Source organism: Vagococcus acidifermentans (genome assembly GCF_003987655.1).
In the GTDB taxonomy this organism is placed as follows: Bacteria; Bacillota; Bacilli; order Lactobacillales; family Vagococcaceae; genus Vagococcus_B; species Vagococcus_B acidifermentans.
Genome location: NZ_NGKC01000003.1, coordinates 64,729 through 90,450, shown reverse-complemented (window position 1 = coordinate 90,450; position 25,722 = coordinate 64,729). Strand labels below are relative to the sequence as shown.

Sequence of the window (25,722 nt, the reverse complement as noted above, 5' to 3'; positions counted from 1 at the left end):
TGTGAACGACATTTGGTAGAAAAGATGCCAAATGTCCGTAAAACTTCTGATATAGAAGATGTACAATACCAATGGTTTCGACGTTTCCTTGCGATTTTTTTAAATCTATCACTCTTGACTATTTAAGTCTTTTTGAGCTCTATACAAGGGGCGATTGGTTCTAACTTAATTTGACAAATGGAAAATTAAGAAAAAAGTGTATGTTTATTTTTTTAAATGGTTAGCAATATAATCAAGTTAACCACCCTAAAATAAAAAACACCATAGTAAAATTTCATATATCAAAGCAGCACCCAACCAACAATGAAAGAAATTTTTGCCATGATGCAAAGTAAATATCCACCCATGAAAACGGGTGGATATTTACTAATTTGCCTCTAATATTTATAAGTTACAGTTATTTGCTCTTTTTAATGATTTCAATACTTATTTATTGTTCTTAATATCGCTCTGATACATTCATTACTTTCCCTCTACAATTTCTTCTACCAGACGGTCAATCGCTGGATCTTGCAGATAATTTTGTAAAGCTACTATTTGGATATCTGGATGTGATTTTCGCGTCCTTTCTTCTAAATCTTTGTGAACTACAATAATATCACTATCAGTTGGAACATCTTCAATCCGATAATTTTTTATTTCTATGTCTTCAATACCAGCTTTTTTCAATTTGTTTTTCAATGTAGTTGCCCCCATAGCACTACTTCCCATGCCAGCATCACAAGCAAAAGAAATCTTTGAAAGTGAAACAGATCTTGCTCCAGACAACTGTTTTCCTTCTTGTTTCATTGATTTTGAACGTTCAACTGACTCCTCAAAAACATCTTCATCAGCAGTTTTATCAGCTTTTAAAATTACTGAAGTCACTAAAAATGAAACGATTGTAGCTATTGTCACTCCTGCAATCACACCAAGAAAGTTTCCTTTTGGAGTCAATGCTAAATATGAAAAGATTGACCCTGGACTAGGACCAGCAACCAATCCGACACCAAACAATTGAAAGGTAACTATACCAGACATTCCTCCGGCAATCATCGAAATAATTGTAATCGGCTTCATTAGAACATAAGGAAAATACAATTCATGTATACCACCAAAGAAATGAATAATGATTGCTCCAGGTGCAGTTCGTTTGGCTGCTTTTTTACCAAAAATTGAGTACGCTAGCAACAAACCTAAACCAGGACCAGGATTTGAAGCAACCATGAAATAGATGGACTTTCCTGCTTCAAGTGTTTGCTGCATACCTAGCGGATAGTAGACCCCTTGGTCGATAACATTGTTCAAAAATAATACTTTAGCAGGTTCATTAATTAATGAAAGCAATGGTAAAAAACCTGTTGATACTAATGCTTCGATTGCATTTGTAACTAGCTGATTAGCCGCTTGAATCGTTGGTCCAATTAATAAATATGACAAAATCATCAATATAAAACCCAGGATTCCAATTGAGAAGTTGTTCACTACCATTTCAAAACCAGCAGGAATTTTTCCCTCAAGGAAGTTATCTGTTTTCTTCATAATCCATCCGCCTAAGGGCCCTACAATCATTGCTCCCATAAACATTGGAATATCCGAACCAATTATTAAACCAATCGTCCCTAATGAACCCAGAACAGCACCTCTTTGACCGCCAACCATTCGACCTCCTGTATAAGCTAACAATAATGGCAATAAATAACTAACTGTTGGGCTTACCAGTTCATTCAAAGACTCATTAGGAAACCAGCCTGACGGAATAAATAAAGCTGTAACAATTCCCCAAGCGATAAACGCACCAATATTAGGCAATACCATATTTGTTAAAAATCCGCCAAATGCTTGAACCCTAGCCCGCATGGATACTTGTTTTTGCTCGTTCGTTGTATTCATGTTTTTCTCTCCTTTTTATTTTTTATCAAAAATAGTTAGTAATTCTTCCTCCGTTTCAATTTCCAGCAAAGTTTCATATACTTCTGAATCACTCAAAGCTTCCGCTAAATCTGCTAATAATTCCAAGTGCCCTTCGGGTGTGTTTGATGCAAGAACAAAAAATAACTCAACCGGTTCATTTTTTGGAAACATGACAGGTTCTAACAAACGTAGAAAACTCATACCAACTCCTTTACTGCCATATTCTGAACGTGCATGAGGCATAGCTACTTTAGGCAAAATAATAATGTAGTTACCGTTATCCAACACATTTTGAATCATCGCATCAATATATTCATTCGTAATAATCCCTTTTTCTAACAATGGCTGTGCAGCCATCCTGATTGCTTGTTGCCAATCAGGGACATGCGAAATAAAAAGGCTATTTCCTGCAAGATATTCTTTAAGCATTTCCGCCTCCTTGAAATATCAATTCTTTATTCTTTTTAATTTGTTCATACATAGCTTCAACTTCCTCCAACAACGTACCTTCTAGTCCTGAAACATTAGAAATCACACTGAGAGCCGATTGTTCCCTCAAAAGTTGCTGTAATGCTAGAGCTTCTTCGTCTTTGGGATTACTATAGAGATATGCTGCTGCAATGACTTTCACACCATTTACATGCGATATCCCTAAATTAGCAAGTTTTTTCACAGGACCGACTAAACGGTCATCAGTACTAAGTTTCCTAAGCGGGGAACGGCCGACGCGCTCTATAGAGTCTTCCAATTGTGGATTTCCCTGACGCATTAAAGTGTTCTCAATAAATCTTTCTAATTCCTGTTGATTGATTTGATACTTTTTCACAAAATACTCTTGATTCTCTGTTAAAAATCCGCGAACGATGTTCAGAATATCAGGAATTTCCATAACTTCTTGAATAGTCTGGCAATCAAATAGTGCTCCTAGATAAGCAAAGGCTGCATGGGCAGCATTCACGATAAAAAGTTTTCTCTCTATATAAGGTTCCATTTCTGAAACGTACGTGACATCTTTTAACTCAAAGTCTACATTAGGATGCCATTGTGATTTATTAATTATCCATTCATAATAAGGTTCGACCACCGCAATACTTTTAGCTGTTTCTTCCTTGGACAAAGCTTGACGATCAATTGACGTGTCCACAAAAGAAACGTATGTATCAAAAAGTTGTCTTGATATTTTGTCTAATTCCTGATACACTGCTCTTTTCAATAATGTGCTTGCATTGATAACGTTCTCATTAGCCAAGATATTGATTGGTTTTACATTTTGTTCGAACCGTTTTTTTAATGCTTCAGTCATAGCTGGTGCTATTTTTTCTAAATTATTAACACCTACTGATGTGGTAATCAAATCTGCTGTTTGAATTTCTTTTATTAGCTGCTGTAAATCATTAATACAAATTGCATGAATTTGGTCAATAAAAACTGTTGTTCGATTTTTATTGATATATTCTACCCAATACCCGTTATCCTGATTTAACTGTTCGACAATCGGATAAAATGTATCCACAAAACAAATTTCAAAATCATTATTATGCAGCACTTGTCCGATTAAACCGCGTCCAATATTTCCAGCTCCAAAATGTACTGCTTTCATCAAATCACCTACTCCAAATTAGCATGGTATTTCCATAAGCCCATCATGTCTATGTTGTTCTCTTCTATCAATGAAAGTGCAATCGCATCACCTAACAACAATAAACTTTGTTCAAACAAGCTAGTCATTGGCTGAATAGATGGAACCTCTCCTGGTAGATTTAATTTTGTCTGGACAGGTATTCTTACAAACACATCCGAATACTTTCTCATGGAACTCTCTGGATTAGAGCCAATATGCGCTACCTTTGCATGGAAAGACTTTGCTTTTTCAGCAATAATTAAAGGAAAAGCACTTTCTCCGCTTCCTGATCCTACAATCAACAAATCTTTTTCTGTTATTGCTGGTTCAGTAATTTGTCCGACAACTACTGTCTGAATACCCAAATGTGCCAAGCGCTTGGCGATTCCTTCCAATGATAACAGTACTCTTCCTACACCAATAAAAAAAACCTTATCAGCTTTTTGAATTGACTGAACCAATTGAGCTACTTGTTTTTCTGATATATTGCCTAATGTCGTTTCTATTTCCTGTATGATTTTTCTTTCAGATTTTCTAAATGACATGATTATTCACCGTCTCAATTCCCTTAATAACCGCTCTTTCAACATTTAGTTTATTCACTTCCAAACTATTCCCAGGAATGAATAGACTAGTACTGCCAAGTACTAAATTATCCGCACCTGCTTCAACTAACTGCGGAATACTGTCTAATGAAACACGCCCATCAACTTGTAGTGATGCTGACGGATTTACTGCTTCAATCATCTGTTTTAACTCCCTAATTTTTCTTGTTGCATAAGGCACTTGTTTTTCATTCTTATTAGTTGCAAATCCTGGATTGATCAACATTAAACAAATCATATCAACTTCCGGCAAAACATAATCTAATGTAGATAACGAAGTAGAGGGATTTAATGCCACACCGACTTTACTACCCGATTTTCGGATCAATTGAATATGTCTGTCCACATGCAGGCTAGTTTCATAATGAAATGTTATATTCTCAACCCCGATTTTTAACATTTCTTGAATGAAAAATTCGTTGTCATGAGCCATGATATGTATATCAAAGTTCATATCAGTAACTTCACGCATCCGCTTGATTGTTTCAATTCCTAAAGGCATGCTGGGACTAAAGCTGCCGTCTATCACATCGATATGCAGCGTATCCAAGCCAGCTTTTGACAGTTCCTTTATCCCTTTCTCTAAATTAACCAAATCAGCACACATGATTGATGGCGACAATCTTACTACTCTTTCCATAAATTCAACTCCCAACTTTTTTTGGAAATATCATGATATCTTAGCAAGTTTTAGTACTGCTAGTGTTGATAATTCCTAATCTCACATCTATTGTAATCGTTATGCGCGCAAAAGTCAACACAAACATGCATATTAATTGATTGCATTTGCGCTTTTATGCGCATTCAGTGGAGTTTTGTTGACATAAAGGTGCACACATGAGAAAATTTAAATAAATATAAAACTTAAGGAGTATCAAATGTTAAAGGAAGAAAGACAACAAAAAATTATTGATATTTTAAACATAGAACAAAAAGTGATTGCGAGTGATCTTAGCAATCGTTTTAATGTTTCTGAAGATACTATCCGACGAGATTTAAAGGAATTAGATAGTCAGAAGCTTTTGAAGAGAGTGCATAGCGGTGCCCTAAGAGTCGGTCCGCCAATTACTGATTTTGCTTATCGAGAAAACCTGAACATGGAAAGAAAAAAAGCACTTGCCCACAAAGCATTGCCTTTTTTGAAAGAAAATTCTGTCATTATTATAGATGGTAGTACAACCAACCTTGCGCTTGTCAAAGAAATTCCTCTTGATTTCCATGCGACTGTTATTACTAATAGTCCTCCTATTGCGGTAGAACTTTCTCAACACGCCCATATAGAAGTCATTAATATCGGTGGGACTCTGTATAAACAATCAATGATAAATTTAGGTGTGGAAACATATAAATTCCTGCAAAATATACGTGCCGACCTCTATATTATGGGAATTTATAATATTGATATAGAGGCAGGAACAAGCGTGCCAACAATGCATGAAGCCGAAATAAAACAGCAAATGGCCAAAGTTTCAACAGAAGTACTCGGCATGATTACCAATGATAAATTTGGCACAGTCAGCTATGCTATTGTCGGACCGGTAGATGATTTAAGTTTTCTCATTTCAGAGAATATACCGGAAAAAGTACGTAAAGAATATAACAAAAAAAAATTGTTGTTGATTGATTAAATTTCATAAAAAAGAGACCGTGCTATATGCACCGACCCCAAAAGTTAGTTTTTTGTTCTAACTTTCGGGAGTCGGTACAAGACGCACGGTCTCTTTTAAATGACATATTATTTGCTGTTGCGGGAAAATCAAAACCTATTCCATCCTCACCTACACCAACTCCGGCCAATACTCCTTGTTAGCCGCATACAAATCATCCAGCACAGCTTTTCCAACGGTCAAATTAGGAATGGTTTTATTGAGTAAAACCGCTTCTAATGCTGTTTGGTAAGATCCTGTCAATGCGGCTTGGACAGTCAATTTTTCATACGCTTTTTGCATGTCCATCAATCCTTTTTGGAAAGTTGGGATTTCACCTATCACGACGGGCTCCGCTCCGCTCGCACCAACGTATGCGGGTATTTCAACAACCGCTTTTGGGTCAAAGTTGGAAATACTGCCATTATTTGTGATGTTTACTGTAAACCGTTCACGTGTATCATGGATGATAGCATGACAAATATCTACAATGTAGTTGCCGTGTACACCGGCATGCAGGCTGGAATCTTTGGCACTGCCGTCAGCAATGACCCGCCGGCATTCATTATAAATAGATGTTTCACGGCCGTTGACAACAAAATCGCCGCGCGTAAACGACAGGTCGTCGTGGGCGACCATTTCGTCCGGCGTTAAATACTATTGCAAATAGCAGTTAGGAAAGAAAGCCGGAAAACGTTTGAAGAGCTTTATCATTTGTTTGTACGTGTCAATCCAGTATTGGTCTTCTTTTGTGTCTTCATTCGACATCAACAAGGTGTCGATTTCCCCTGAAAGAACGTCCTCTCTGAGAAGCGGCAATAAATCCTGTCCCTTCTCATCTATGATGGCCGTCCACCAGCCAAAATGATTCAATCCGAAGTACTTGAATATCAGCTGCCGCAAATCTTTGTTAAAATATTTGGCAATAGCTCCTTCTATTGAAATCGGCATATCGCAAATACATAAACACTTCGCCTCAGGAAAAACATGGTAGATCGCTTCTGATAAAATGGCTTCGGGGTTAGTGTAATTTAGAATCCATGCATCCGGGCACAGTTCTTTGACTTTTGTCATAATCTCAACAACAGCCGGAATGACCCGCAGCGCAAATGAAAATCCGCCCAGTCCACATGTTTCCTGTCCGACCACGCCGTGGCTCAGACATATTTTTTCATCAATTGCCCGTTGCTTGTTCAGACCCGGACGAATTTGCATAAACAGGAAGTCTGCGCCTATGAGTGCTTTGTCAATGTTTGTTGTGTATGAAACAGTGACATTTGACCCCGATTCTCTGTAATACATTTCGGTGTATTGCCCTAACAACGACACACGTTCCTCATCAATATCGTATAAAACCAGTTCTGTAAGTGCGAGCTCCCCGGCACGTTGCCGCAACACTTCTAATATACCTGGTGATTGTGTGGAGCCGCCGCCGACCATGACAAATTTATTACCCATTGTGTGAGATTCCTCCGATTTAGTTCTTTTTAGTTTAACATTGCTTCAAAACTTCTTATCACATGCGACACTTCTGGACCGATAATGATTTGCAAATTCTTCTTGTTTAGTTTAACGACGCCTAATACATTCAGCTGTTTCAATTTATCCACATCGGCCTTGTCAGTGTCATCCAACTCCAAACGTAATCTTGTGGCGCAGTTCGTCACATCCACCACATTTTCTGTACCGCTGATATGCTGCAATATTTTTTTGGCCAAATAATCATAGTCTTTACTTGCCAGTGAAAAATTAAGTTCTGCCTCATTTTTTTCCGCTGTTTCTAAAAAATCGCGTCTGCCCGGTGTTTTTATGTCATTCTTCAAAATAAGCAAGCGGAAACTGAAAAAATACAATGCGAAATAACAAACACCGACAATTGGTATCCAGTGGACATTCGTACCGATTTTCCAGTTTAATACCAAATCAAAGATGTTAAAGCCGAATGTGAATCCTATTTTTGTGCCTGTCACATATAAAATGGCGCCTGCCAAGCCGGTATAAAGCGAGTGGATGACATACAGCAGCGGGCTGGCAAACATAAATGTAAATTCAACAGGCTCAGTGGTACCGGCAAGAAATGCTGTTAATGCCCCTGAGGAAAGCAATCCCCGTGTCGCTTTTTTCTTTTCCTCATCTGCACAACTGATAATGGCAGCCGCCGCACCGGATATGCCAAATAGCATAATGACAAAAAACATGCTCATAAATGTCCCGGCTGTGGGGTCGCCGCCTAAAAAGCGTGCCACTTCACCATGGACCTCTTTGCCACCTTTTGGCACATAAGTACCTAGCTCATAAAAAATATACGCATTCAGCACATGATGCAAGCCTGTCGGAATGAGCAGACGGTTTAAAAAACCGAAGAGAAATACGCCAATCATCCCGGCTGTCCCAAGCCATAAAGCAAATCCGTTCAAGCCTGCTTCCATCGGCGGCCAAATCACACTGAACACCCACGCCAACGGCACCATCACGATTGGCCCAATGGTCAAAATCAGCTTTTCCCCGCCGAACAAACTAAAGGCCGTTGGTATTTTCCAAAATCTGCTTTTATCAAACAAATAAGCGATAACGCCGCCTGTCACGATTCCGGCAAAAACTCCCATTGAAGTTGATGGGTTAAAATAAACAAGGGCATCTTTGAACACCATTATCGACAGAACACCTGCCAAAAGCGGAATTGCTTTATCTTTCGTTTTTGTGTAAGCTAATATCATCCCGACTGTGAACAGCAGCGGCATTTGACCAAAAATCACATTTGCAGCAAGCTGCATGACCATCGAACCGAACAAGTCGTCTTGACCGAAACGAAACAGCAAACCTGCAACAGGCAGCGCTACGATTGGAATAAGCATCGCCTGTCCTAACTTTGACAGCTGGATCTTGCTTGTTGTTATAAATCTCCGCATCTATCATCCCCCCTTAAAATTAAAAAAACCGTAATGAACAAATTGATACCCTAACATCTCAAGCATATTCCTGACTTCTGGAGCAACTAAAATTTCTACTTCACGCATTCTTTGAAGATGGAACGACGACTGGTAATACAATGTTTCATCGACAAAAGCTGGATGAACCATCGCTTCAACGGTTTCGTAATCCGCAATGGCATTGAATGTTTGGCTTAATTCTGCCAAGCAAGCCTCTTTATCCACTGTATAAGCGCGGTCAAGTGAACGGATCATCTCAGTATTCATCATATCCACACAGATGTCATTTCTGTAATTTGCTGGGACAACTGCTTTTTTTTCAGCACCTCGACTGTTTCGAAACGGCAAGCCGTATCTCTCAGAGACAGCTCGGGCAATCAGCTGATTTTCGGGAAATGAATGTACATGATGATGCGAATCCAAATGGGTCAACGTCAGGCCTTGACGCATCAAATAATCAATTTGGGCACACCACTCGATAAAAATCTCTTCCTCCCGGTAAAGCGGACGTTTTTCGTGATAAGAGGGTAATTTGAAAAAATTGCCGTCATCGTCTGTCAACGTTCCCAGTTCTTTAATCACAGGCCGGCCAGCAGTTAAAGTCAGATGGGCACCGATACCCAAATCGGGATGCTGCTTCGCCAGAGCAACTGCTTCTTGCGTCCCGGGCATATTCGCCATCAATGTCGCAGAAGTTAGGATGCCGTGCTGGTGGCTGTAAATAATCCCGCTATTCACACCCGGGGAATACCCAAAATCATCTGCATTTATAATCAGCAGCTTCATACCGCCGCTCCTTTCATATTTTTATGGACTTCAGTGTGTCATGTTCAGCGCGCTTATGACGCTTTTTATTATATAGAGGATAAACATAAATAAAAAGCGTTTTCTTTGAAAAAGAAAACTGTTTCGTTTTAAGAAAATAGTTTACCTGAGTTAGCGAAAAAAAGTGTATCCCGTTTGAAATGGGATACACTAAATTATGGTTATTTGAAACAATCTGAAAGAAGAACTTCAATTAAATTGAGAGTGTTGCCGTAAAAGAATGTGCGTAAATTATTGGCTTGATTGCCGTAAGAGAGGTCCTCTACGCAAAATGCTATATCGCTTTTTTGGTAAAGCGTCGAGTGTTCCGAAGCGGTAAATCCGATGACTTTCCCCGATAACTCATGCGTCTCCGCCATTTTTCTCAAACAGGCTCTGGTTTCACCTGATTTTGAAAAGATAAAGACGAGCGGAGCTTGTTTGTCTGCATGTACCAGTTTTAACTCAACCATGTCGAGGTCAATCGTGTAATGCTTTAACAGCAGCATTTTTTTATGAAAATACCCGCTGATAAAGCGGCAAAAACCTTCTCCGTATGTATAACTCCGGTACTCTGCCAAATAAGCGGCAATCTTATGAACAGCCGACTCATACGGCTCCGTCAGCGACAAATATGGCAAGCCGTCTACCGTGTTATTTTCTTTCGAATGCAGACTTTGACGCAAAAAATAGAGTAGTTCACTATAATTATGATCGGTTTTCTTAGCCAGCTTGCTAATCGTTGAAGGTGAGGTAAAAGCTTTTTGAGAAACATCTTTAATACTGGTCGATTCATTTTTCTGCAGTGTCTCAATGATGACGGCCAATATGTTTTTCTCTGAATCGGATAAGTCGATATTTGGAAACAAGCGTTCAAGATGATAAATTTCATGCATTCGTATCGCCTCCTAACCCGGCTAATATTTATAAGGGCAGTTACATGAACAAGTTTAACTGCAGGCACGAATCACTGAACTTATTTTAGCCGTTTTGGTGTAAGAATACGATAATTTTGCATTCAGCTGACACATTGTTGTCCAGCCTAACGCATTTTTTGATTAACCGAGGCATGTTTGATACACTTAAAGAAACTTTTTTGAACAATTTTATCCGTCAGGACTAAGTGCGGCACTTAATGAAAACCATTGACAGAAGCATTTAGGTCATGATATTTCAACTTTAAGGAGGCAATCATGCAACCAATTGATAAAATACACCATATTTCTGCTATTGTGGGCGACCCCAACGAGAATATTATTTTCTACCGTGATGTCTTAGGGTTGAAATTAGTCAAACAAACCGTCAACTTTGATGACCCGCACACCTATCACTTATATTTCAGCAACCAATCTGTCGACAATGGCACAATCATGACGTTTTTCCCTTGGACCAACAACCGAAAAGGACGTGTGGGCAGCGGGCAAGTCGGGACGATTGCGTTTCGTATTCCCAAAGGCAGCCTGCCATTCTGGCACAGTCATTTGGCCCACCATCGCGTGAGCGTCAAGAAAACCCGGTTATTTAACCGTCCTACACTAGAACTATCAGACAGCCATGGCCTTGCTTTGGCTTTAGTCGAGAGCAATACTAACGCAAATTCGTCGGCTATTCTTGGTTTCCACGGGGCGGTACTGTTATCGGCTCATCCTGCGGAAACTGTCCGGACATTGACAGATGAGTTGGGCCTGAAAAAAGAACTAGAAACAGATGAGCAACATTACCTGCTTACTGCCGGTGAAGCACGCCACCATATTATCGTGCCGAAAACAGACATGCCGTTCGGACGTTGGGGTATTGGCACGGTGCACCATATCGCATGGTCTGTGCCGACATCCCAGGTGCAAAAAGAATGGCAGTCTTTCCTAGCCGAACATCAATACAGAGTGACTGAAGTAAAAGACCGGAAGTACTTTAATGCAATTTATTTCCCGGAACATGGCAATATCCTTTTCGAAATTGCCACTGAAGAACCCGGATTTGCAGTTGATGAACCTTTCGATGACTTAGGCACACACCTGATGCTGCCGCCGCAGTTTGAAAGCAGACGTTCGGAAATTACCGCTCACTTGCCAAGGTTAGATGTGTGAAGATGGAGGTTTTAAACTATCAAGCCTGTCTTTACAAATTATAAAATCATGCGGACACTAAAGTAAAAGCTAACTGCAAAGGGACGGGATAATCCAAACCCACACGACTCTCATCTCAAAACCTCCATCAAGCTTTTTTTAAAAACCAGAGCAAAAAGCAGCTTTGATACATGTCAAAGCTGCTTGACTGTTTTATAACACTGACTAGTTTCTGGTCAGCAATACTACACACTCCACATGTTTTGAGATGAGGGTATAGCTGTCAAATACTAGTAACCAAAATATTTTTATCAGAAATTCTCTTTGTGAGAACATATCCACTGTGGGCTTTCGTTTGTGGGAAGATATCAACGACATTATAACTTGGTAACTGTGTCCTTTACCGTAGATGACATTAACCAGCATCTGATATCATTAAAACCAAACTTATTCCCTCTTATTTTATAAAGCTTTTACTTGAGATTTTATAACTTCATATCCTAATTTATCGATGGCATTTTCAATATCTTTTATAGATACTTTTCTTCTTTCTCAAACCCCTTATTCCTTAAGTTTCCATAGATTAATCCTGCTATTGCCCCAACAGCTGCCGGGATAATCCAACCAAGTCCCTTTGAATAAAATGGTAGACTGTTAAAGATACTAATTTTTAGTCCAAATTGTCCCAAGGCTTCTAAGATACTAACAAAGGAAGTACATATCATAGTAAATAAGTATACATAAGAATTCCCCTTGAAAAGATTATTTAAAAGTGCAAGTACCATAAGAACTATCGCCATTGGATATATAGCAGTCAATGCTGGAACCGAAATCTTAAGTATTTGTGTCAATCCTACATTTGCAAATATCATGCTTGATACAGAAAGTATTGTAATCCAAGCTCTATATGAAACCTTTGGCATCAACTTTGCAAAGTATTGACTGCAGGAGGTTAAAAGTCCTACTGATGTTGTTAAACAAGCAAGAGAGAATATTACCCCTAGTAAAACTGATCCCTTTTGTCCAAATAAGTAAAATACTACATTTGTAAGTGTTTGAGCTCCATTTTCAGTTGCTCCAAACCTTGTCTGTGAAACAGCTCCTAAATATGCAAGCATTCCATAGATAATGGCTAAAAACAATCCAGCCATCAATCCTGCCTTTATCGTATTTGACACAAGTTTTTTTCTTCTGTTACTCCCATTCCTTTTAAAGCAATAGAGATTACAATACCAAAATTAAGTGCTGCTATTGCATCCATTGTCATATATCCATCTAAAAATCCTTTTAGAAAAGGGAACTGTGCATAATCACCAATAGGTGCTGCAAATTCACCTATTGGTTTAAATAAACTAAATAGAAATACACTTGCTATTAAAACCAATAGCGCAGGTGTTAAAGCTTTTCCAAATCTATCTACTAGTTTTGATGGCGTCATACATAGCCAATAGGCTATCCCAAAATATACTAGTGTATATATAAATAATGGCAAATTACTTTCACTCAATGTATTTGATAAAAAGGGTGATATCCCCATTTCAAAAGCTAAGCTTGCTGCTCTTGGAATACCTAGTAAAGGTCCTATTGATAAATAAATCAAAACAGTAAAACCAAGGGCAAATCTTGGATGCACACGACTTGCCAGTATATGAAGTCCACCAGCCTTAGCAACTACAGCAATTGCGATTATTGGAAGACCTACCGCTGAAATTAAAAATCCTCCCATTGATACCAGCATATTTGTTCCTGATAATTGTCCTAATTGAGGTGGAAATATTAAATTTCCTGCGCCAAAAAACATTGAAAATATCATTAAACTTACAAATAATAACTTCCTACTATCCATTTTTTCCATTTTAAAAACCTCCAATTTGTCTTTTTCTTATAATGAGTACAGTTTATAATTCCAATATCACTTTCCATGATGCGCCCCCTCTATTAATTATTTTTGAAAATAAAAAACCCGTCCCCAAAAAGGGACGAGTTATACTCGCGTTACCACCCTAGTTCTATAAATTTAAATACAAAATTTAATTTATAACATTCATCAACGTACATTATAATACGTGTTCCTATTAACGGTGGACCACCGACATTACTTAATAAAAAAATTTCAGCTCTGCTTCTCCGAGATGATTTTCAACTAATCTTTGAACATTGGCTTTCAGCATAATGCCAACTCTCTGTGGAACAATAAACTGGCTTGCTCTTTCTCTTCATAGAATTTATATATTAACTTGTTTCTACTAAATCTTTATACCCTATATTATGGTCATTATCAATAATTTTTTTACGATAGAAAGAAAAACCTGAAAATAAAAAGCTCAGAGAGGATATTGGAATGTCAACACTTTAACGGACATTTTTTATAGTTACATTGATTGGGCATATGAGACGGGTGATTTGTACCCTAGTGATGAGTGTAATCTCTCATTGTTATACCACCAAATATGCCCACCTAATTCTCTTTGTAATTGTTCTAATGTTTCAAATTTATTTTGGTATAAGAATTCAAATTTTAAACTCTTAAAGTTTGCTTCAGCTACTGCGTTATCATAGGGAGTCCCTTTGTGACTTAATGAGCGCTTAATATCAAAGGTTGATAAGAGTGCTTCAATCTGTTCGTTTATAAATTCTTTTCCTCTGTCGGTATGGAATAAACCAATTAGAGCGAGATCATGCTTTATACTGCTGAATGCTTTATAAACAAGTTGGGCATTTTTATGAGGACCGGCGTTATAACCTATGATTTCTCGATTATACTGGACGGTTCAAAAGTAATGTATCTCACAATACTCTCGACCCCTTCTTTTTCCAGCCCACTTATTGAAACAATATAGTCTATTATCCTACTCATTGGCAGAATTATTGTGCTATTTCTCAATCTGACTAGCGGGTCTTTTATCGTAATACAGCTGAAAAAATGTATATAGCAAAGTGCTGCGATACATGTCGGGTGTACACTTTTTGATGTTGGTGAGTAAACCTCATTAGCATCTTTTTTTGTAAGAAGAATTGAGACATGTCAGAAATTCCCTTATGATTAAGCTACCAAATACAACCAAAAAGGAGTCCAACATGTCTCAACAACAGTCTATCCTAAATCTCATCGGAATTAAAGATAAAAATATTTCTTTTATCAGTTGTGAACTCGAAAAACTTCCCCATAGAGGTAAACTTATCGAACAAAAAGTCATCTATGCTGCACTACAAGCTCCTCATAATCCCAAATGTCCACGATGTGAGGGCATAACCATCTCTTGGGGAAGCACGCCTTCCAAGATTCGCGTACCACAAGCCTTTGATCATCCCACACTCCTTCATCTCAAGAAAGCGCGCTATCGCTGCAAGAGTTGCGGCTATACCCACACTCTAGAAACTTCTCTTGTAGCCAAAAACTGCTTTATCAGTAGGGCAACGAGAGAGTCCATCATGATCCGCTCTCTGGAGACCATCCCCGAGAAAATCATCGCAAAGTTAACCAATGTCTCACCCTCCACAGTGTCAAGAGTTCTTAACCCTCTTCTCTATGAAAGAAAGACAAACATCAAAACCTTACCAAAGAACATCATGATAGATGAGCTGAAGCTGATGAAAGACACAGAGGGTGCAGCCATGAACTTCATCTTCGCTGATGCTAAGACTCATGAGATCCAGGATATCTTACCTGATCGAAGACTCCATCATCTTGAAACCTACTTCAGACAGTTTCCTAGGGAAGTACGCTATCATGTGGAAACCGTCACCATGGATATGTATGCACCTTACATTCAACTTGTAAAAGAGGTCTTTCCTAAGGCAAAGATTATCCTTGACCGCTTTCATGTGGTTCAGCTCCTCCTTCGGGCACTTCTACAAACAAGAATACAAACCATGAAGAAGTTCCCTAAAGATTCCAAAGAGTATAAGCTTCTCAAGAAGTACTGGAAACATCTTCAAAAGAAACATAAAGATCTTGACTCTGTCTACCGCTTCTACTGCTATCACACACGAAGCTACAGTACAAGCTTTGAGAAGGTAGAGGAACTTCTCGAGATTGATGAGGAGCTCACGAAAACCTACTGGAGAGTCCATAGCCTCATTCAAGCTTTTATGGAGGGGGATCAAAAGAGGTTTTTTGACCTTTTACATCAAGAGACCACGGAGGTTAGCAGCTATCTGGTGACTGCTATCCAAACACTGAGGAAGATGGAAGACTATCTAATAAACAGCATGGAATACGGCTATAGCAACGGACCCCTAGAAGGACTAATCCGTAAGGCAAAGACTCTTTCTAGAGTCGCTTATGGCTACAGAAGCTTTGAACGGTTCAAGAATCGTTTTCTTCTCATCTGTCATCAAGTTATGCCGGTCACTGGAAGACCTCTTTACTACAAAAAGAAAGCGAGTTGATTGTGAGAACATCTCACAACCAACTCGCATAGAGTCAAGTTAACTTAATCGGGGATACAATTTCTATCCACCAACATCATTTGACAAAGACCCGTAAAAACAGTACCCTTTCTGCTAATTATGTTTCCTTCTCTTTGTTACCAATACTGCTCCAAGTATAATCATTGCTGAACCTAACAATAATAGATACATTTCTGAAAACATTGATACTCCTGTTTTTGGCAAAACACCGTCTTTTGGTACGGATGGAGTTTCCACTGGTGGAGTATATTTGTTCTCAAGATCGAAACCATCTATCTTGCTTACATAATTATCTACAGGCTTTTCTTTTATAGAGTAAACAAGAATCTCACCGTCTTCATATTTTGGTAATGATCCGAAACTATACACCCATTCACCTTTATTGTTTGGTTTAACTTTAATATCTGTTATTTTTATCGTTTCACCGTTATGAGTTTTATAAAGTTCAATCTCAATAAATTTAGGACGTTGTTTAGCTTCATTATTATTATCATCCCATGTTTTTGTCCCACCAATTTCTATTAATTCAGGACTATGCTTGTTTACAATATCAAAGCCAGTAATTTCTGTTTCATAGAATTCTACGTCGTCTTCTGAAATTGTATATTTTATCTCTTTTCCACTATCATATTTCGATAATTCGTCAAATTCGTATTTCCAATTTGTTTCTGATGTAACTTCTATTGATCTAATTTCTTCACCATTTGCATAAAGACGAACTGTAATTGAATCTGGACGTTTACCATCTTGATTCTCTGCGTCATCCCAGATTTTTTGTCCCGATACTTTTATTTTTTCTGGAATGTGAATGTTTGTAATATCAAAACCATTCACTTCTGATACATAATCTTGGACTTCATCTTCTTTTATAGAATATATAATTTCCTTTCCATTCTTGAATTTTGGTAATTCCTCAAATTTGTAGCGCCATTCTGATTCTGATGTAACAATAATGGAATCTATTTCTTGACCATCTGCTAATAGCCTGATGGTGATACTTTCAGGTCTCTTACCATCTTGATTATTATTATCGTCCCATGTTTTAATTCCTTCAATATCAATCATTATAGGATTGTGCTTATTAGTAATTTGGAATGTGTTATCTTCAGATTCAATGATACTTTCATATCCTTCGACATCCAATTCCTGAACATCATAAGCTATTTCATCATCATTACTATTGAATTTTGGTAAGTCTACAAATGTGTACTCCCAGTTGTTTTCCTCACTAAGTTTGATTTCTTTAGAAACCTCTCCATCTGCAAGTAAGTTTACTTTTATATCATTGGGTCTTATTCCTCTTGATTATTTTCGTCATCCCAAATTTTAGATATTGAAATAGATATTTTTTCGATTCTGTGGTTTACAATATCAGCAATTTCTTCTGATAAACCAAGTGTTCCATTTTCATTTCTTACTACGTTAAATAGGATTTCTTCTTCGACTCTCTCATAACCCTCAGGAGCCTTAATTTCAACGATTTTATATTCCCCTTCATCAAGTCCACGTATCACAACTAGACCATCAGAATCTGATCTAAACACTAAAGCTTTAGTTTCTGATTCTTCCCATATCACTTCTCTATTGTTATCTAGACCAGCATAGTATTTATTACCTTTTTTTATATTAAATTCGGCGTTTTCTAAGCCTTGATTGTTATTCGAAGCAACTTTTCTGAAACTAATCATTGATAGTTCATTAGCTACTTGAATTATAGTTCCAGCTTCTGTATTCTTTGTGATTTTAATATTCATACCATTTAATAATTCTTCACTAATGGTATATCCTTCCCCTGCTAATGTCTCAAATAACAGATAGTCAGTTTCTGTTCTTAAACCGCCAAAAGAAACCCTTCCATTTTCATCAGTAATTCCTTCACGAAGTTTCACATTTTTTTGACCATTTCTAGTAGACCATAATTCTAACTTTACTCCAGATAATTTCAAGTCTGTATTCTCTGAATCTACTTTTTCGAATGTAATGGTTGTTGTCTCTCCTTGACCTGTACCACCTGATGTGATTACTACTTCATCAATTTCAGTTTCAGTTTCTATCATTTCTGTACCTGAACCAGTTAATTTGACGCTGTTAGTGATTGACTCTGATCCAGTATCATTCGTTGGAATAATGTCAGAGACGTATTCAATAATATATGAGGTATGAATATCGTCATTAAATTTAATTGTAAGTGTTTGTTCACCTGTATCATTATCCATAACTAAATCTATTTCAAAATCAATATCTGCTTCGTCACCTTTATTGAAGTTTCCTGAATTATCATTAGCTGCTATTGCATTATAGATTTTTATGGAATCTTTATTTATAATTTGATTATTTGATGGGTTATCCTCAATTACTAAATCTTTAATTGTTGATTGAGATTTATTAATCATCAATTCCCATGTAATTCTATTCGTTTCTTTCAGTTTTGACTGCTTTTCTAGATGATTTCCTTCGTTAGCAACTGATACACGAGCAGTAATTTCTTGTTCTCTTCCATCATTGGTGTAGAGAGCCTTGTTTACATAAGGATTTTTAATTACATGATCTTTTAGACTTGTATTAAAAATCAACGCATAAGTTTTAATACTTCCTTCTGGTAAATTTACAACTACAGTCTTATCAGCACCATTGGGTTCCTTTATATCAGCATTTAAAACTTCATCACCGAAAGTGATAGAACCATCTGGATTAATGCTTACTTCTACTAATTTGGCACTTCCTGTCACATATTCTTGAGGTACTTGAATTGTATCAACAATACTTGCGTCCACTAATTTTTCTTGACGATAATTCGTAATAACTCTCCATGTAATCTCTTTTGTTCGAGCGTTGTAACTTCCACTTTTATTTGAATCAATTACAAATTCAGACTTAATATCATGGCTTGCCCCTCTTGTTGCTTCATGTTCGTTACCATTTTCATCAATCCATTTATGACTAGCTACATTGATAACTTGTGAGATACCATTTTTAGTTGGTAGTTCAAATGGTTCAAATTTGGTTTTATATCTAATAGAAAATCTTTTAGAAGTCGGAGCTTTCAAACTTATTTCGAACCCATCATCTTTGAGAAGTAAATCATATTCATCCTTTTCAAATTCACTGATTTCAAAGGAATTATCTACATATGTTTGTCCAACAGAAAAGGTGTCTACTAAACTCCAATTTTCCATATAATACATTGCTCTATTTACTTCAATTGTCCACGTAACTTCACGAGTGTCATAATTAATAGCAGAAACCCATTTAGATAGACCTTGTTCAGTGATTCTTCCTATTCCTTCTGACTCAAAGCCTTCACTGGTTGTAACATTATTTTTAAATGTTAGTCTATCATCTCCACTACTTATTATTCCGTTAAACTTTGTCTGATATTTGATTTCGACCTTAAAATCTATTTCTTCATTAAATGTTACTCTAAAGTTTCTATCATTTTCATGAGTAATTGTATAATATGAGCTATCTAACTCCTTGCCGTCTGCTGTATAGACTTTTATTGATTCCCGAATAATAGTTGAATCAGAGTTAACTGGCATTTCATCTTGTACCCACACACCAGCAGGAAGTTTCTTACTATTGTTATTAAATCTAATTGACCAATCATAGATATGTCCCCAAGATTCACTATTTTCACGAGAGTCTGATTTGATTACAAATTTTTCATAAGTTCTTTTTGCTGTTGCTCTAGCTTCGATTGGTTGATCTCCATTGGTAAATTCAGCAATGTTTTCAAATCTCAATTCTCCACCATCAGCAGGAATTACTTCTTCATCAAAAGAAGTCTCATAAATGATTATATATGACTTATTTCCTTGAGTGCCATCGAAAATTATCGTTGAATCTTCTATACTTACACCCGTTGCTTCTTTTCCTCGTCTAATCACATTGCCATTCAGATCAATTTCTTGTTCATAGATTTTGATATTATCAAGAGTCAAACCATTTGGTAAAATATCTTCCACAGTCGCTCCTGCTTGTATCTCGTTCATTTCTGTATTCACTGATACTTCCCAAAGCACTTTATTATCATTTGTAATTCCAGATGTGGTTTTACTAATGGATGAACCACCTTTTGGTTTCACATTTATAATTATTTTTTCTTCTTCACCAGATATGGGAACTATGATTTCTTTTTTTCCTGTTTCAGTATAAGTTTTGATTGTTTGAGTAAACTCTACCGTTCCTTCAATATTTTCATCGGTTTCTATTTTTGAATTAAACGTTAATCGTAGCTTCCCGTCAACAAAACTAAATGAGCCATAGTCTCCTAAACTTCCACTACTAACTATTGGTGAAATTCCTTGCGGTTGATCTATCTCAATATAGTCACCTTCCTTAAGTTCGTCAGTATTTAATATTGAGTTAGGAATAGACCAATTGTAAACCACTTTTAATACGTCATCAGTGGTAGCATTTATTTCGCTATCTACTTCACTACCATTCAAATAGAATTTAACCGAATTTATAATTTTTGCAGATGGAAACATTGAAGAAATATCTCTTCCCTCTGTTTCAGCTTGCACCTTATCATTATTTTCAGTTATAGATTCCGTGTCAATTGTATTCTCAATTTCCTTACTTTCTTCTACAATACTATCACTACTATCTTCAGTAGTTTCAATACTAGTACTTTCTTCAATTATCTCAGATTTTTCTTGATAATCACTTTCTATTGTTTCTTCTGAATCTGTTGTTATTTCAGTAGAAATAGATTCAGTTCCATCTATACTATTTGCATGAACGAATGTTCCTAAGTTAGTCAATTGAAATATTAGTGATAACAAAAGAATCATTGTTGTTATACTTTTCAATAAACCTTTTTTCCTTGTTTTCCTTCTATTCATAATTAATCTCCTCCACCTATATTAAAAAACGAAAAAGAGTAATACCGACAATTATTCCATGATACTCAAATGCTTCACATCGTTATATATCTATACTACCCGTAGCATGGACCTATGTCAATTGGATAGGCTACACTAAATAGGACAGGTTTTCTCCGAACATGATATAATATTATTAGGAGGAGAAAATCATGTCAAGAAAATATTATGAGGAAAATTTCAAAAAGCAACTGAAACGTCTAACCAAGAGAAAAGAGCAGTTCCCCAATGAGGCATCCTTAGACCGATTCGTCTACACCATTTGCTTGGAGTATAATCGCAAGTACTCGCAACGTGTTCACAAGGGATTTGGACAGTTAATCAACGAGTAAGCTAAGCATGACGGGGTTGGACTTTACACAAGATTCTTGACACTATCAAGGGCACTAAAATACATCATAACGCTATGTCCAATTTAATTTATTACATATGTAATAAAGGTATACTTATGACGGCCTACATCTTTTTGATAGTCATATAGTCAACCCACTCTTGTTTTTGCCAACCATCTTATCAACTCACTTAGTCATCGTTGATATTTGTTGATGATTTTTCTAATCCACCAATCTTGGATCACTTCCCTCATAGTAAAAATCCGCGATTATCCTTCCGGCTTAGAACCAGACCTCAAACCACGGAAATCCTATATTTACTTATCTTATTACACCCTTACTTATCTACCCTTGACATCAAGACGACACACTCAACATGGGTTGAGAGAATGTCCTTGATGTCTAGCCCTATTTTACTACTTTTATCGGTATTAGGAAACAAGTCGAGAGAGTTTTTGATAAAAGTCTAGTCTTGGGAAACAGGTCGAGAACAACCACTCCACTACCCCAGGCTGGCTCTATGTTCTTACCGTCTTTGATACAATTTTATAATGGAGAATTTATATGTTGGTAGGTTTTATTTAGCAGGAAAGCCCTTATATCAAGGGCTTTATGAGGTTTAATTCTATTTTAAAAAGTATATTTGTTTAGGTAATCTATGGAGAGTAGATCCATCTCTACTAAGTTTATTCTATTATAATTATTATTGCACACACCAGCAGTGCTAATTATGTCAATAATTGAAAAGTATAGATATAATTAAAAGGTTCTAATATTAAAAAGCAGATAAGATAAAACCCACTTAACTTGGCTCTTTATTTTCTATTTCTTTTAGAGTTGTTCCATCTTCTGTTTTCCATTCTACAAGCCCATTTGCATGGCCACCAATAACAAAAGCTGCAGCATATGAAGGGCTATTAACTAAAACATTTTCTTGCAAAATACCATGCTCATCTATTTTTGCTTTTAACCTTCGTTCCTTTATTCCTGGTGGGATACTTTCAGAGTCAATGGTTTCAATAAGACTTCCCTTCAATATAACAAAACCTTCTCTTGTCTGCTTGCAACTTGCCTCAATTAACTTCCCACTTTTACGGCTATTCCTCTTCATAAAAAGTGTTAATTCATCATCATCAATTATTTCTTTTACTTTTGGTGTGCTGGACTTTTCAGCTAAAGCCTCAAATAATTTATGCCCCAAAGTCCCCATTACAATCTTGGCATAATCTATAAATTCTTCTAGTTCACTTTCTTTTTCTTCTGTTATATTCCCCATGGTAGGATCATTGCTGTTTTTTACTAAATAACGACCTGCTTCTGTTGCCATTCCAACAAAGCGATTTTCAAGGTAGCTTATTTCTGTCGGTCCAAAAGAGTTGTTAGAAGTTGTAAAAACGATAGCTTCCGTCCAATAATCTTTGTCGGGATTTCGTTTATGCTCTATTAATCTATATAAAATACCTTCTCCATTTTTACGAGTTCCTGCCTGTCCTATATAAACGACATTTTCTCCTGTCTGGTCAGAAGTCCCAAAAAGAAAATAAACGCCACTTTGCTTAAGATCATCCCGTTCTTTACATTTATCTAGTTCTGTTCTAGGTATTTTATATGCAACGCCTGTCCAATTAGCGAGAGTGCATTTTATCCTCCCAACAGCTGTCCCATCCATCAGAAATAAGTTTATGCTTTTCCCTCGTACAGCCACAACAAAACCTCCTTTCTACTTTACTAAAGCCAAAATTTAAATTGTATCTATCCATGCAGATACTTTTTCTAAGAAGTCTTCTCTTCGGTATTGATCATTATAAAAAGGTAACCCCATTATTTTATACTCATTTCCAGATATTAAAGTTTTAGAAATATAATGCTTTTCCCCTATTTCATTTAAAAATTCCTCTTTCCATTTATCTTCCTTAAGTAAATGATTCCCTTTAGGTTCAATATAGGTTTGGTAGTTAGATATATTATCACTGTTCTTTTTAGCCACAAAAAGCAGATAATCAGGCTCAAATCGTTCACCATGTTCAAAGCTATAAATAGCAAGTTCGGGTATTCTTTCATTTCTAACTACATAATACTCTAATCCCTTAGCCTTTAATTTTGGTTCAATATCAGTTTTGAAAAATTTAATAAATAATTTTTCTTCACTAGTTCCATAATTATCGTTGAAAACATACCAACTCTCTTTTGATAAATCAATCTGATATTCTGGATTGGGACAATTCACTTGTGATATACCTTTCCCACCATTTTCATCAAGCCTAGATAGATAAATACTTTTATCCTTAATAACAGATTTAATTGCTTTTGGCTCAAATTCAGTCGTTCCAATATATTCTGGTTTCAAGGAAATTATATAGCTTGATACTTTCTCAAATGCTCCTATACAAGCCTTAAATAAATCCCTACCAGTGATGTTTTCAGTAAAATATTTAATCTCAATCGTAGAGTTCCCCAGGTATTCTTCTGAGGTTAAAAATTCTTTCAACGTTTTTACATGCGGGAACTTGCTTTGTATCACACTAAATCTAAGTTCATTAAACTTTTCACTTGCACCAAGCAATACATTATAATCAATATCTTTAAATTTTATAGTTTTTATTTCTGAAGCAGTTGTTGATGTTTTATTATCCCCAATTAAATTTACTACTGCACCTCGGGTTGTTTTTTGTGTATATCTATATACCTTATTTCTAATTCTTTCTTCTAATGATTTTACTTCATCTCTTCCTTTTGGAATACGCTTATTTGAGAATACTAATCCTTTTTTATAAAGCTCAGTATCTTTAAATTCCTTTTTTAGTTTATATTCTAATTTAATAGGATTTTCATCCTGAAGCCCTGTTGCAATTAAAGCCTGTCTTAATTCAGCTATATAACGTGAATCATTTCTGCTATGAAAAAACATAGTTTCTAATATGCGATACTCATTGTTAAGATCATTGTCATATTTTCTTTTAAATCGATCTTGTTCCTCTGAAACTTTAAATGGACAATATCTCGCACCACGACCAATTAACTGAGCCTCTTTTATAGTGTATGCACCGATTTTACCAGCTTTTCCACTTGCTTGTCTCGTATCATAAAGCCTTACTATATCGAATAGATTAAGCACATCCCAACCTTCATTTAACATATCTACAGCAAAAATAAGACGAATTGGATTGTCTTCGTCCTCTAGGGAGTTAACAAGCAATTGATTTTCTCTGCTATTATCTGCAGCTCCATTAATAATAATTGAGTTATCCTTAGTAAAACTACTTTTTAAACTATGTTCTAACAGTTGAAAGCTTGAGTCTTTAGCTTTAAAGTAATCTAATGCTTGTGTAAGTATATCTATCTTTGCGGAATAAAGTTCTTGTATTTCTGAGCCTGTTAAAGAATCTATTTTAGAGAAGAACTCCTCGTAAAAGTCCTCCGATTCTTTAATTTTTTGGGATTTAAGCATAATAACGGGTTTAATATTTAGCTTACAGTCTGCAAAAAGATACTTACGATATTCACTCATAATAAGAGCTATCAAAGTTCTCTCCCATGGTTCACTGTCTGTTCCAAAATTTTGAAAATCCTTAGTGTATCCACTAGACCTAAAGTTAATGAGTGGATAGTTGTAGATTATTTTATCTAGGTATTTATTTTTAACATTTGTATCTTTTAAATCTGCTGTAGCAGTAAATTCGAGCATTATATTGTCTCTATTTCTGTAAAAAGCATTAGTAACAGAATACTCCCAGCTATTTTTAGCTTCTTTTTCCGCTTTTGATGCCCTTTTGGTAAGAGTATTTACATGATGACTTTCATCTGATATAAATACAATTTTATTATTTTCAAAATCTTCATATGTTAAAGAGTTTTCTTTCGGTGTGAATAAATCCATATGAAGCTTCTGTGTTGTAGTAAAGCAAATTTGTATATCTTCCTCTAAATCATTTCCACTAAAATTATCTACCATTTTAATATTAATTTTATTCCCTAAATATTCAATTACATCATTGAAAAGATACTTTGACGATAGAGGATTAGTAAAGTTTTCTTTTGTTTTTTCCAATATATTAGTTTGATTAACAAAGAACATGAAATTACGATACCCTTTAGTATACAAATAAAGAATTAAGCCCGCCATAATCACTGTCTTTCCGCTACCTGTAGCCATGTGAAAAAGATTATGTATTTGCTTATTTTTCCTTAAGTTTTCTTCCTCAAAATAGGTAATAAAATAGCGAAAAGCCTCTTCTTGATACTCACGAAGATGAATATGGGGTGCTAATCCTTTTTCAATTATTTCAGGTATATCTTTTAACTGACCTAGTTCTTTTACAACATTTAATTTTTCATATAAAAACCTTTGTTCCATTAATTAAACCTCCCTTTTATAGAAATATAAATTCGAAAACTTATAATGTCTCCGAATGCTATATTAAAGGCTTAGCAATTTCTGCTTTACCTCCAATATTCTCCACTTAATTCCAATATAATTTCCAGTTTTCTTTTTCCGAAAACATCGTTTCATCTATAAACTAATTTAT

General features: G+C 36.2%; 15 protein-coding genes, 4 pseudogenes and 1 other annotated feature. Of the genes and pseudogenes, 4 read left to right on the top strand and 15 right to left on the bottom strand.

All coding sequences use genetic code 11. The annotated features are described in order from the left end of the window. Positions 1-462 precede the first annotated feature (462 nt). Genes CBF27_RS03885 through CBF27_RS03865 form a run of 5 tightly spaced genes read right to left on the bottom strand, consistent with a single transcriptional unit; the run spans position 463 to position 4,759 of the window. Positions 463-1,872, bottom strand: a complete 1,410-nt coding sequence (locus CBF27_RS03885; protein ID WP_126812627.1) for a PTS mannitol transporter subunit IIBC — start codon at positions 1,870-1,872, stop codon at positions 463-465. A 15-nt stretch (positions 1,873-1,887) separates the two neighbouring features. After that, complete coding sequence (locus CBF27_RS03880; protein WP_126812625.1) at positions 1,888-2,322, bottom strand: PTS sugar transporter subunit IIA; 435 nt, start codon at positions 2,320-2,322, stop codon at positions 1,888-1,890. Continuing rightward, a complete protein-coding gene (locus CBF27_RS03875) occupies positions 2,315-3,493 on the bottom strand; it encodes a mannitol-1-phosphate 5-dehydrogenase (RefSeq protein WP_126812841.1) in 1,179 nt (392 codons plus the stop codon). Before CBF27_RS03875 ends, CBF27_RS03880 begins: the two co-directional genes overlap by 8 nt. 8 nt (positions 3,494-3,501) lie before the next feature. Beyond that, complete coding sequence (hxlB, locus tag CBF27_RS03870) at positions 3,502-4,059, bottom strand: 6-phospho-3-hexuloisomerase (RefSeq protein ID WP_126812623.1); 558 nt, start codon at positions 4,057-4,059, stop codon at positions 3,502-3,504. After that, positions 4,049-4,759, bottom strand: coding sequence for a ribulose-phosphate 3-epimerase (locus tag CBF27_RS03865; protein ID WP_126812621.1), 711 nt, complete (start codon positions 4,757-4,759; stop codon positions 4,049-4,051). Before CBF27_RS03865 ends, hxlB begins: the two co-directional genes overlap by 11 nt. Before the next feature lie 238 nt (positions 4,760-4,997). On the opposite strand from CBF27_RS03865, the gene CBF27_RS03860 reads away from it, so the two are divergent. Continuing rightward, complete coding sequence (locus CBF27_RS03860; RefSeq protein ID WP_126812619.1) at positions 4,998-5,747, top strand: DeoR/GlpR family DNA-binding transcription regulator; 750 nt, start codon at positions 4,998-5,000, stop codon at positions 5,745-5,747. 150 nt (positions 5,748-5,897) lie between these two features. Here the strand turns inward: CBF27_RS03860 and CBF27_RS03855 are convergent. The 4 genes and pseudogenes from CBF27_RS03855 to CBF27_RS03840 form a co-directional block, all read right to left on the bottom strand. Continuing rightward, positions 5,898-7,223 (bottom strand): annotated as a pseudogene (locus tag CBF27_RS03855) (family 4 glycosyl hydrolase). Positions 7,224-7,252: 29 nt separating this feature from the next. Next, positions 7,253-8,674: a PTS transporter subunit EIIC gene (locus tag CBF27_RS03850; protein WP_126812617.1), complete on the bottom strand. Its 1,422-nt coding sequence runs from the start codon at positions 8,672-8,674 to the stop codon at positions 7,253-7,255. Positions 8,675-8,677: 3 nt separating this feature from the next. Next, a complete protein-coding gene (locus CBF27_RS03845; protein ID WP_126812615.1) occupies positions 8,678-9,481 on the bottom strand; it encodes a carbohydrate deacetylase in 804 nt (267 codons plus the stop codon). A 200-nt stretch (positions 9,482-9,681) separates the two neighbouring features. Continuing rightward, the gene (locus CBF27_RS03840) at positions 9,682-10,395 is read right to left on the bottom strand and encodes a MurR/RpiR family transcriptional regulator (protein WP_126812613.1); all 714 of its coding nucleotides are present in this window, start codon (positions 10,393-10,395) and stop codon (positions 9,682-9,684) included. 297 nt (positions 10,396-10,692) lie between these two features. On the opposite strand from CBF27_RS03840, the gene CBF27_RS03835 reads away from it, so the two are divergent. Beyond that, positions 10,693-11,586: a VOC family protein gene (locus CBF27_RS03835; protein ID WP_126812611.1), complete on the top strand. Its 894-nt coding sequence runs from the start codon at positions 10,693-10,695 to the stop codon at positions 11,584-11,586. A 509-nt stretch (positions 11,587-12,095) separates the two neighbouring features. On the opposite strand, the pseudogene brnQ reads toward CBF27_RS03835, so the two are convergent. Both brnQ and CBF27_RS14580 read right to left on the bottom strand, forming a co-directional pair. Beyond that, positions 12,096-13,366 (bottom strand): annotated as a pseudogene (gene brnQ / locus CBF27_RS14330) (branched-chain amino acid transport system II carrier protein). Between the two features lie 171 nt (positions 13,367-13,537). Continuing rightward, positions 13,538-13,794 (bottom strand) — a binding site (T-box leader). A 158-nt stretch (positions 13,795-13,952) separates the two neighbouring features. Further along, positions 13,953-14,327 (bottom strand): annotated as a pseudogene (locus CBF27_RS14580) (transposase); the annotation flags it as partial. 316 nt (positions 14,328-14,643) lie between these two features. Here CBF27_RS14580 and CBF27_RS03810 point away from each other — a divergent pair. After that, positions 14,644-15,957, top strand: coding sequence for an ISL3 family transposase (locus tag CBF27_RS03810; protein ID WP_170174997.1), 1,314 nt, complete (start codon positions 14,644-14,646; stop codon positions 15,955-15,957). A 114-nt stretch (positions 15,958-16,071) separates the two neighbouring features. Here CBF27_RS03810 and CBF27_RS03805 read toward each other — a convergent pair whose 3' ends face one another. Continuing rightward, positions 16,072-17,259, bottom strand: coding sequence for a Cna B-type domain-containing protein (locus CBF27_RS03805; RefSeq protein ID WP_342774786.1), 1,188 nt, complete (start codon positions 17,257-17,259; stop codon positions 16,072-16,074). 11 nt (positions 17,260-17,270) lie between these two features. Next, a complete protein-coding gene (locus CBF27_RS03800; protein WP_126812606.1) occupies positions 17,271-20,825 on the bottom strand; it encodes a collagen binding domain-containing protein in 3,555 nt (1,184 codons plus the stop codon). Positions 20,826-21,037: 212 nt separating this feature from the next. Between CBF27_RS03800 and CBF27_RS14575 the strand changes: the two are divergent. Beyond that, positions 21,038-21,196 (top strand): annotated as a pseudogene (locus CBF27_RS14575) (IS256 family transposase); the annotation flags it as partial. Positions 21,197-21,998: 802 nt separating this feature from the next. Here CBF27_RS14575 and CBF27_RS03790 read toward each other — a convergent pair. Together CBF27_RS03790 and CBF27_RS03785 are read right to left on the bottom strand one after the other, a co-directional pair. Beyond that, a complete protein-coding gene (locus tag CBF27_RS03790; protein ID WP_425469917.1) occupies positions 21,999-22,865 on the bottom strand; it encodes a GIY-YIG nuclease family protein in 867 nt (288 codons plus the stop codon). Positions 22,866-22,937: 72 nt separating this feature from the next. After that, positions 22,938-25,550, bottom strand: coding sequence for a DEAD/DEAH box helicase family protein (locus tag CBF27_RS03785; RefSeq protein ID WP_126812601.1), 2,613 nt, complete (start codon positions 25,548-25,550; stop codon positions 22,938-22,940). Positions 25,551-25,722: the final 172 nt, after the last annotated feature.

What these genes read in the sequence shown, in the direction of transcription:
- CBF27_RS03885 (WP_126812627.1), bottom strand. Translation starts at nt 1,872, where the DNA reads ATGAATACAACGAACGAGCAAAAACAAGTATCCATGCGGGCTAGGGTT.
- CBF27_RS03880 (WP_126812625.1), bottom strand. Translation starts at nt 2,322, where the DNA reads ATGCTTAAAGAATATCTTGCAGGAAATAGCCTTTTTATTTCGCATGTC.
- CBF27_RS03875 (WP_126812841.1), bottom strand. Translation starts at nt 3,493, where the DNA reads ATGAAAGCAGTACATTTTGGAGCTGGAAATATTGGACGCGGTTTAATC.
- hxlB (WP_126812623.1), bottom strand. Translation starts at nt 4,059, where the DNA reads ATGTCATTTAGAAAATCTGAAAGAAAAATCATACAGGAAATAGAAACG.
- CBF27_RS03865 (WP_126812621.1), bottom strand. Translation starts at nt 4,759, where the DNA reads ATGGAAAGAGTAGTAAGATTGTCGCCATCAATCATGTGTGCTGATTTG.
- CBF27_RS03860 (WP_126812619.1), top strand. Translation starts at nt 4,998, where the DNA reads ATGTTAAAGGAAGAAAGACAACAAAAAATTATTGATATTTTAAACATA.
- CBF27_RS03850 (WP_126812617.1), bottom strand. Translation starts at nt 8,674, where the DNA reads ATGCGGAGATTTATAACAACAAGCAAGATCCAGCTGTCAAAGTTAGGA.
- CBF27_RS03845 (WP_126812615.1), bottom strand. Translation starts at nt 9,481, where the DNA reads ATGAAGCTGCTGATTATAAATGCAGATGATTTTGGGTATTCCCCGGGT.
- CBF27_RS03840 (WP_126812613.1), bottom strand. Translation starts at nt 10,395, where the DNA reads ATGCATGAAATTTATCATCTTGAACGCTTGTTTCCAAATATCGACTTA.
- CBF27_RS03835 (WP_126812611.1), top strand. Translation starts at nt 10,693, where the DNA reads ATGCAACCAATTGATAAAATACACCATATTTCTGCTATTGTGGGCGAC.
- CBF27_RS03810 (WP_170174997.1), top strand. Translation starts at nt 14,644, where the DNA reads ATGTCTCAACAACAGTCTATCCTAAATCTCATCGGAATTAAAGATAAA.
- CBF27_RS03800 (WP_126812606.1), bottom strand. Translation starts at nt 20,825, where the DNA reads ATGAATAGAAGGAAAACAAGGAAAAAAGGTTTATTGAAAAGTATAACA.
- CBF27_RS03790 (WP_425469917.1), bottom strand. Translation starts at nt 22,865, where the DNA reads ATGGATGGGACAGCTGTTGGGAGGATAAAATGCACTCTCGCTAATTGG.
- CBF27_RS03785 (WP_126812601.1), bottom strand. Translation starts at nt 25,550, where the DNA reads ATGGAACAAAGGTTTTTATATGAAAAATTAAATGTTGTAAAAGAACTA.